Source organism: Methylobacterium variabile, assembly GCF_001043975.1.
In the GTDB taxonomy this organism is placed as follows: Bacteria; Pseudomonadota; Alphaproteobacteria; order Rhizobiales; family Beijerinckiaceae; genus Methylobacterium; species Methylobacterium variabile.
Genome location: NZ_LABY01000083.1, coordinates 21,621 through 27,651 on the forward strand (window position 1 = coordinate 21,621; position 6,031 = coordinate 27,651).

The 6,031-nt window shown below is 70.8% G+C and carries 6 protein-coding genes; 4 read left to right on the forward strand and 2 right to left on the reverse strand.

Annotation, left to right across the window (positions count from 1 at the left end):
• Positions 1–25 precede the first annotated feature (25 nt).
• Complete coding sequence (locus VQ02_RS13175; RefSeq protein ID WP_048444655.1) at positions 26–955, reverse strand: histone deacetylase family protein; 930 nt, start codon at positions 953–955, stop codon at positions 26–28.
• Between the two features lie 208 nt (positions 956–1,163).
• Here VQ02_RS13175 and VQ02_RS13180 point away from each other — a divergent pair, with 208 nt between their 5' ends.
• On the forward strand, positions 1,164–1,763 hold the full coding sequence (locus tag VQ02_RS13180; protein ID WP_048444656.1) for a L,D-transpeptidase: 600 nt from the start codon (positions 1,164–1,166) through the stop codon (positions 1,761–1,763).
• Positions 1,764–1,988: 225 nt separating this feature from the next.
• On the opposite strand, the gene VQ02_RS35610 is transcribed toward VQ02_RS13180, so the two are convergent.
• Positions 1,989–2,351 (reverse strand): hypothetical protein, encoded by a 363-nt coding sequence (locus tag VQ02_RS35610; RefSeq protein ID WP_083469194.1) that lies wholly within the window; start codon positions 2,349–2,351, stop codon positions 1,989–1,991.
• A 618-nt stretch (positions 2,352–2,969) separates the two neighbouring features.
• Between VQ02_RS35610 and VQ02_RS13185 the strand changes: the two genes are divergently transcribed.
• The 3 genes from VQ02_RS13185 (at position 2,970) to VQ02_RS13195 (ending at position 5,998) form a co-directional block, all read left to right on the forward strand.
• A complete protein-coding gene (locus VQ02_RS13185; protein ID WP_048444657.1) occupies positions 2,970–3,419 on the forward strand; it encodes a hypothetical protein in 450 nt (149 codons plus the stop codon).
• A 148-nt stretch (positions 3,420–3,567) separates the two neighbouring features.
• Positions 3,568–5,571, forward strand: a complete 2,004-nt coding sequence (locus tag VQ02_RS13190; protein WP_048444658.1) for an acetyl-CoA carboxylase biotin carboxylase subunit — start codon at positions 3,568–3,570, stop codon at positions 5,569–5,571.
• Between the two features lie 10 nt (positions 5,572–5,581).
• On the forward strand, positions 5,582–5,998 hold the full coding sequence (locus VQ02_RS13195) for a gamma-glutamylcyclotransferase family protein (RefSeq protein ID WP_048444659.1): 417 nt from the start codon (positions 5,582–5,584) through the stop codon (positions 5,996–5,998).
• Positions 5,999–6,031 lie beyond the last annotated feature (33 nt).

Genomic DNA, 6,031 nt, shown 5'->3' on the forward strand with positions numbered 1-6,031 from the left:
GGCGCCTTCGCGCCGCCGCGGCCGGTCACCGCCCCATCAGCGTCTCGACGTGCGCGGCGACCGACTTCGACAGGCCGATCAGGTCGTAGCCGCCCTCGAGCAGCGAGACGACCCGGCCGCCGCAGCGGCGATCGGCGATTCCCATCACCTCCCGGGTCGCCCAGGCGAAGTCGGCCTCTGTCAGCTTCAGGTTGGCGAGCGGATCGCGCCAATGGGCGTCGAACCCGGCCGAGATCACGATCAGGTCGGGCCGGAACGCCTCGAGGCGCGGCAGCACCCCGTGCGCGAAGGCCTCCCGGAAGGTGTCGCCGTCGTCGCCCGCATGCAGCGGCACATTGACGATGGTGTCGTGCTCGCCGCGCTCGGACGCGGCACCCGTGCCGGGAAAGAGCGGCATCTGGTGGGTCGAGGCGTACATCACGCTTCGATCGTCCCAGAAGATATCCTGCGAGCCGTTGCCGTGGTGGACGTCCCAGTCGACCACGGCGACGCGGGCGGCGCCGTGATGCTTCCTCGCGTGGCGCGCCGCCACCGCGGCGGTGTTGAACAGGCAGAAGCCCATGGCGCGCTCACGCTCGGCGTGGTGGCCGGGCGGGCGCATCGCCGCGAAGGCGTTGGCGACGCGGCCCTCCATCACCTCGTCCACCGCCCGCACGGCGGCGCCGAGCGCCCGCAGGGCGGCCTCCAGGGAGCCCCGGGACATCACCGTGTCGGAATCGATCGCCAGCAGCCCCTCGTCCGGCGCGGCGGCCGCGATCGCCGCGACGTAGTTCTCCGGATGCGCCAGGCCCGCGACCGAGAGGTCGGCGAGCGGCGCCTGCTCGCGCACCAGGGCCGCGAAGCGCTCGTCCTCCAGGGCCCGCTCGATCACCCGGATGCGGTCGGCCCGCTCGGGATGCCCCGGCGGCGTGTCGTGGTCGAGGGAGGCCGGATGGCAGAGATACAGCGTCGTCATCGTGCCCGCTTCAAGCGTTTCCGCCGGCCGGTCCCGTGACCGGCCGTCCCCGGCCGCACCGTGGCAGGGCCATGGCCTGGACGCAACACAGGCCGGTCATCGTGCACAGAGGCGCGGCTCTCCGCTTCGCGCTCTAACAGCCACGCTTTACGGTCGGCAGACGACCGATTCGCGGCCCCGTCCGCCCGACTTGCCAAGGCTACTCCCGATGCGCCGCCCCCGCCTCGCCCTCGCGACCGCACTGACGGGGGCCGTCCTGGCATTGCCGGGCTGCATGTACCGCGCCACCCCCGATCCCGAATTGTCGGCCCTCGACAAGGAGTGGATGGCGATGGTGCCGGAGCCGGAGGTCAACCGGCTCTTCGCCCGCTACCTCATCGACGATCCGACCGGGGAGGCGCCCGGGACCATCGTGGTCGAGACCAAGGAGCGCCAGCTCTACTACGTCCTGCCGGACCGCAAGGCGATCCGCTACGGCGTGACCGTCGGCGACGAGGCCTATGGCTGGAGCGGCGCGGCGCGGGTCTTCCGCAAGGCCGCCTGGCCCGACTGGCACCCGCCGGCCGAGATGGTCAAGCGCTGGCCCCACGTTCACCCGATGAAGGGCGGCCCCGCCAACCCCCTCGGTGCCCGCGCCCTCTACCTGGCGGATGCCAGCGGGAAGGACACGCTCTACCGCATCCACGGCACCAACGAGCCGGAGCGGATCGGCCAGGCCGCCTCGTCCGGCTGCATCAGGATGCGCAACATCGACGTGGTCGATCTGTACAACCGGGTGGGGGCGGATGCGAAGGTGATCGTTCGGTAGGACCGGCCGGACGCCGCATCTCGTACGGTCTCCGCTCGCACGCGTCGCGATGCGGAGATCGGCGCCGCGCGGACGTCGTGTCGCCCGGGCACGCCGCCGGGTCGTGCTTGCCAGAAGATCCGCTTTCGCGGCAGGGCCGGATGGGGCCGAAGGTGATCGTCCGCACCCATGGCCCCGCGGAGCCGTTCCCGGGTCCCCGGCGGACGCTGCCGGGGATGCTCTGCATTATCGCAGCGGTCCCCAGCATTCAGCGAGATTGAGCCGCTGTTTCTCCCGTCGTACCGGTGATCGACGATCTTGAGCGAGAATGCTTGAGATCCATGCGACGAGCAGGGGCAAAATCACGGTCTCGAACCGTTGGCGCGCCGCCGCGGCCTCGCTTGCCCGCACCGAACCGGCGCGGATGTACAATGTCTCGTAGGGCACATCCGGACTCGGTGGCCAGAAATGCGCATCGAACAAGCCGCCCGGGCACCGCACCAGGTGCGTTGAAACGTCGATGCCCGCGCTCAGGAGTGCCTCCTCCAGCACCGACGGCTTGAGCACGTAGCTGTGACCCTTCGGCAGCTTCGCCGTTTCCGACTGCATCGACGCCATGGCTCGCCCGCAAGACAGTCCGAGGTCCTTCCCCAGCCGTCACGGATAGACCGGCACGAAGCCATCTCCGAGCGGACGAGCGCCGGGTGGCGAAGGGCGAGTGCGTTCGAGGGATCCCTCCGCCGGCCAGCGCGAGAACGAGGCGTTCGCGATCGCGGCTGACGCGCCTCCGATCGTCCGCCGGAGCGAGCGCGGATGAACCGCTCACGGCCCGGCTGCGCTCGTTGCGGACCGGCGTTACACCGTTGCGCCTTGCCATCGACAGGGCGGCGCGACGGCGTCCGTTCGGGCTTCGACCGCGCGGCAATATTGCTGCACGCCGCCGTGGGTCCTGTGGGCGTCCCGCCCTGGCGCCACCGCGACCTCGGATGGCCAGGCGGGACGTGGGTAGCCCCTCCCATCGCCTTCCAAGCCATCGGGTCGCCGGGCCTGCCCACTCGCATTCGACCGTCCGACGCAACGCTTTAGCAACGACACCCCGTTGCCAGGCTTTAACCTGAACAGGGATTCAGATCCCGCCGTTAACCTGTCAAAGGCCTCCCGTCCCGCATAGTCCTCCTCACACAGGGACAAGCACCGGCACAACAAAGGCCGGGGAGGCACAGACAGATGATCAACGCTTCGCTGCAAGACTTCTGCAACCGTATCATCGCCGCCGGCACCCTCGGCCTGGAGGACGTGCGCGAGCTGAACCGGGCGGTGCTGCCCGACGGGCTGACCCGCCGCGAGGAGGCCGACATGCTGTTCGGCCTCGACCGGGCGGTGCCGGGGGCCGACGCGGCCTTCGCCGACTGGCTGGTGGCCGCGGTGGTCGACTTCGCGGTGTGGGGCGAGCGGCCGACCGGCCACATCGACGCCGACACTGCCCACTGGCTCGCCGCCTCCCTCGGCTGCGGGCGCGGCCCGACCGCCACCGGCGCGCGCATCGCCGTCGAGGTGGTGCGCGAGGCCGAGACCAACGACCAGGCCCTCATCACCTTCGCGCTGCGGGCGAACCGCGCCCGGGCCGGCGCCGAGGACGCGGTCGAGGAGATCCTCTCCTACGCGGTCGCCGCCTGACCCCGGGACGGCGGTCCTTCCGGGCGGGTTGGGCCTTTGGGCCACCAACACCCGGCTTTGCGCCGCGCGCGCCATGCTTTAACGGGGATGAGCTTGGGTGCGACCCACCCCGGCCCGGCTCCCCCCAAAGGCTCGAGTGCGCGCTCCGATGTTCGACAAGATCCTGATCGCCAACCGCGGCGAGATCGCCTGCCGCATCATCAAGACGGCGCGCCGGATGGGGATCAAGACGGTGGCGGTCTATTCCGACGCCGACCGCGACGCGCTGCACGTCGCGATGGCCGACGAGGCGGTGCATATCGGCCCGGCGGCGGCCGCCCAGTCCTACCTCGTCATCGACAAGATCGTGGAAGCCTGCCGGCAGACCGGCGCGCAGGCGGTTCATCCCGGCTACGGCTTCCTGTCCGAGCGCGAGGCCTTCCCGAAGGCGCTGGAAGCCGCCGGCATCGTGTTCATCGGCCCGAATCCCGGCGCCATCGCCGCCATGGGCGACAAGATCGAGTCGAAGAAGGCGGCCTCGGCCGCCAAGGTCTCGACCGTGCCGGGCTTCCTCGGGGTGATCGAATCGCCTGAGCACGCCGTCACCATAGCGGACGAGATCGGCTACCCGGTGATGATCAAGGCCTCCGCCGGCGGCGGCGGCAAGGGCATGCGCATCGCGCACTCGGCCGGCGAGGTGGCGGAAGGTTTCGCCCGCGCCCGCTCCGAGGCCGCCTCGTCCTTCGGCGACGACCGGGTGTTCGTGGAAAAGTTCATCACCGACCCGCGCCACATCGAGATCCAGGTCATCGGCGACAAGCACGGTAACGTCGTCTACCTCGGCGAGCGCGAGTGCTCGATCCAGCGCCGCAACCAGAAGGTCATCGAGGAGGCACCAAGCCCGCTCCTCGACGAGGCGACCCGTCGCCGGATGGGCGAGCAGGCCGTGGCGCTGGCGAAAGCCGTGAACTACGATTCCGCCGGCACGGTCGAGTTCGTCGCCGGCCAGGACAAGTCGTTCTACTTCCTCGAGATGAACACCCGGCTCCAGGTCGAGCACCCGGTGACCGAGATGATCACCGGCCTCGACCTCGTCGAGCTGATGATCCGGGTGGCGGCGGGCGAGAGGCTGCCGATCACGCAAGCTGACGTGACGCTCAACGGCTGGGCGGTCGAGAGCCGCGTCTACGCCGAGGACCCGACCCGCAACTTCCTGCCCTCGATCGGCCGGCTCACCACCTACCGGCCGCCGGCGGAGGGCAAGCTGGGTGAGGCGATCGTGCGCAACGACACCGGCGTCGAGGAGGGGAGCGAGATCGCGATCCACTACGACCCGATGATCGCCAAGCTCGTTACCTGGGGGCCGACCCGCGACGAGGCGATTTCCTCCCAGGCCCAGGCCCTCGACGCGTTCGCGATCGACGGCATCCGCCACAACATCCCGTTCCTGTCGGCGCTGATGCACCACCCGCGCTGGCAGGAGGGCCGGCTCTCCACCGGCTTCATCGCGGAGGAGTTCCCGAACGGGTTCGAGGCGCCCAAGCCCGCGGGCGAGGTGGCGCGCCGGATGGCGGCCGCGGCCGCGGCCATCGACCACCAGCTCAACGAGCGCAAGCGCGGCATCTCGGGCCAGATGCGCGACCCGAAGCTCCTGCGCTTCGAGCGCGACCGGGTGGTGATGCTCGGCGACCAGCGCTTCGAGGCCACGGTCGAGACCATCGACGGCGGCATCGCGGTGGCGTTCGCGGACGGGACGGTCTGGCCGGTCGAGAGCGGCTGGCGGCCGGGCGAGCCGGTCTGGACCGGCACGATCGGCGGTGCGCCTGCGGCGATCCAGGTCCGCGGCCTCCTCAACGGCGTCTTCCTGCAGCACGCGGGCGCCGCCGCCGAGGCGCGGGTCTATACGCGGCGCGAGGCCGAGCTCGCGGCCTTGATGCCGGTCAAGGAGGTCGGCGGCTCGGGCAAGCAGCTGCTCTGCCCGATGCCGGGCCTGGCGAAGGCGATCATGGTCACCCCCGGCCAGGAGGTGAAGGCGGGCGAGCCGCTCGCCGTCGTCGAGGCGATGAAGATGGAGAACGTGCTGCGCGCCGAGCGCGACGGCACCGTCCAGACCATCCAGGCCAAGGAGGGCGACAGCCTGGCGGTCGACGCGGTGATCCTCGAATTCGCCTGACCGGTCGTTCGTGCCGCTCTACTTCGCCTACGGCTCCAACATGGACCGGGCCGCCATGGCCCGGCGCTGCCCCACCTCGCGGGTGCTGGGCCTCGGCCGGCTCAACCGCCACCGCCTCGTCATCATGCGCGAGGGCTACGCCTCGGTGGAACGCTCCCCGACCGGCACGGTCTGGGGCGTGCTGTGGGACCTGGCGCTCTCCGACGTGCCGGCCCTTGACCGCTACGAGGGCGTGGCGAGCGGGCTCTACGTCAAGGCGCAGCAGCCGGTCTCGACCGAGGGCGGGGTGCGGCGGGCGCTGGTGTATCTCGGGCGGGGCAACGGCGGGGTGCCGCGGCCGGGCTACCTCGAGGGCGTGATCGCCGCCGGGCGGGAGAACGGGTTACCGGAGATATACCTGAAGGGCCTAGCGGCGCTCAAGCGGTGAGGACCCGCGACGCAGGGCAATCGGGTGAATGAG

Coding starts and splice junctions, on each gene's coding strand:
- VQ02_RS13175 (WP_048444655.1), bottom strand. CDS start 955: ATGACGACGCTGTATCTCTGCCATCCGGCCTCCCTCGACCACGACACG.
- VQ02_RS13180 (WP_048444656.1), top strand. CDS start 1,164: ATGCGCCGCCCCCGCCTCGCCCTCGCGACCGCACTGACGGGGGCCGTC.
- VQ02_RS35610 (WP_083469194.1), bottom strand. CDS start 2,351: ATGCAGTCGGAAACGGCGAAGCTGCCGAAGGGTCACAGCTACGTGCTC.
- VQ02_RS13185 (WP_048444657.1), top strand. CDS start 2,970: ATGATCAACGCTTCGCTGCAAGACTTCTGCAACCGTATCATCGCCGCC.
- VQ02_RS13190 (WP_048444658.1), top strand. CDS start 3,568: ATGTTCGACAAGATCCTGATCGCCAACCGCGGCGAGATCGCCTGCCGC.